General features: G+C 36.5%; 1 protein-coding gene and 1 pseudogene. Both read left to right on the top strand.

Annotated elements, in window-relative coordinates:
- The first annotated feature begins 56 nt into the window (after window positions 1–56).
- The gene (locus MYP_RS26505; RefSeq protein WP_045470050.1) at window positions 57–425 is read left to right on the top strand and encodes an ISAon1 family transposase N-terminal region protein; all 369 of its coding nucleotides are present in this window, start codon (window positions 57–59) and stop codon (window positions 423–425) included.
- A gap of 34 nt (window positions 426–459) precedes the next feature.
- Window positions 460–1,383, top strand: a pseudogene (locus MYP_RS24555) (ISAon1 family transposase); the annotation flags it as partial.
- Between the last annotated feature and the right edge of the window lie 35 nt (window positions 1,384–1,418).

Below are 1,418 nucleotides of genomic sequence, written 5' to 3'. Positions count from 1 at the left end.
GGATCAATCGGAATTTCTGGGGGGAAAGTTAAAAAATCTTTATTTTGTACAAAGTTATGCAAAGTGAAGATTATAATTTAGTTAGTTTAGTACTCCCTTCAGGGATCCTTGACTTCTTTTCAATAGCCAAAGTTGCTCATACAGAAGAAGTACTGAATATTTATCTTGAAGAGAAAAACATAAAACCAGAAGAGTTTAAGACAAGCAAGCTCACTAGCAAGGGCTTTTTTGATGAAATAAAAGTTCAGGATTTTCCAATCAGAGGCAAAGATGTATTTCTTTATATCAGACGCAGGAGGTGGGAAGATGAGGAAGGATCGATTGTTTATCGGAACTGGGAACATGTAGCCAAAGGAACGCGAATGACAAAGGAATTCGCGGCTTTTTTAAAAGTTATATCTCGATTCCAGACCGGTAAGCTGTAAAAGTTTAGGAGATTATTTTGGAGTTGATGGTAAACTTCTGGAAGAACAATATAGAGATCATCTTAGCAATTTTCATTGCTGGGATCAACTAGAACATGCCGATCAATGGATCCTTTATGAAGATAATCTTGGTCCATATTTAAGTATCGATGAAACAGCTCTTTCTCAGGGAGAGTTGTATACAGTTATCACTAATAAAGAAGCCAGAGGGCAAAAGGGATGCCTGGTAGCAATGATCAAAGGCACCAATAGCCAGACCGTACGAGAAGTTCTGAACAGGATACCAGATTATAAAAGGCATAAAGTAAAAGAAGTCACTCTGGATATGGCAGCTTCAATGGAAAACATAGTCAAATATTCATTTCCTAAAGCTACTCTTGTTACAGATAGATTCCATGTTGAGAAACTTGCATTTGATGCAGTGCAGGAAATGAGAATTCAGCTTCGCTGGGAAGCGATAGAACAAGAGAATAAAGAGTTTGAGCTCAGTAAAGAATTAGGGAAAAAGTTTATCCCGGATATTTACGAAAATGGAGATTCATTGAAACAATTGTTGGCCCGTAGCAGGTACTTGCTATTTAAAGCAAAAACAAAATGGACCCCATCACAAATACACAGAGGCGAAATTCTCTTTAGACTCTATCCATCGCTGGAAACGGCATACAATCTGTCAATACAGTTAGGCAATATATTTCAGACTATAAAAGATAAAAGAGTAGCCTTTACTAAACTGGCTCAATGGTATGATAAGGTAGAGAAAGCAGGATTTAAATCATTCATGACAGTGAGAAGATCAATTGAAGCTCATTATCCCACTATTTTAAACTTCTTTGATAACCGCAGTACCAATGCTTCTGCTGAATCTTTTAATGCAAAAATCAAAGCCTTCAGATCTGCTTTCAGAGGAGTAAGAAATGTAACTTTCTTTTTATTCAGACTTGCAAATATCTATGCTTGAAAAAATTATATCACTCCCCAGAAATTCCGATTGAT

The organism is Sporocytophaga myxococcoides, from assembly GCF_000775915.1.
Lineage (GTDB): Bacteria > Bacteroidota > Bacteroidia > Cytophagales > Cytophagaceae > Sporocytophaga > Sporocytophaga myxococcoides_A.
Note: the sequence above shows the minus strand (reverse complement) of the source record. Positions and strands in the feature narration are given on the sequence as shown.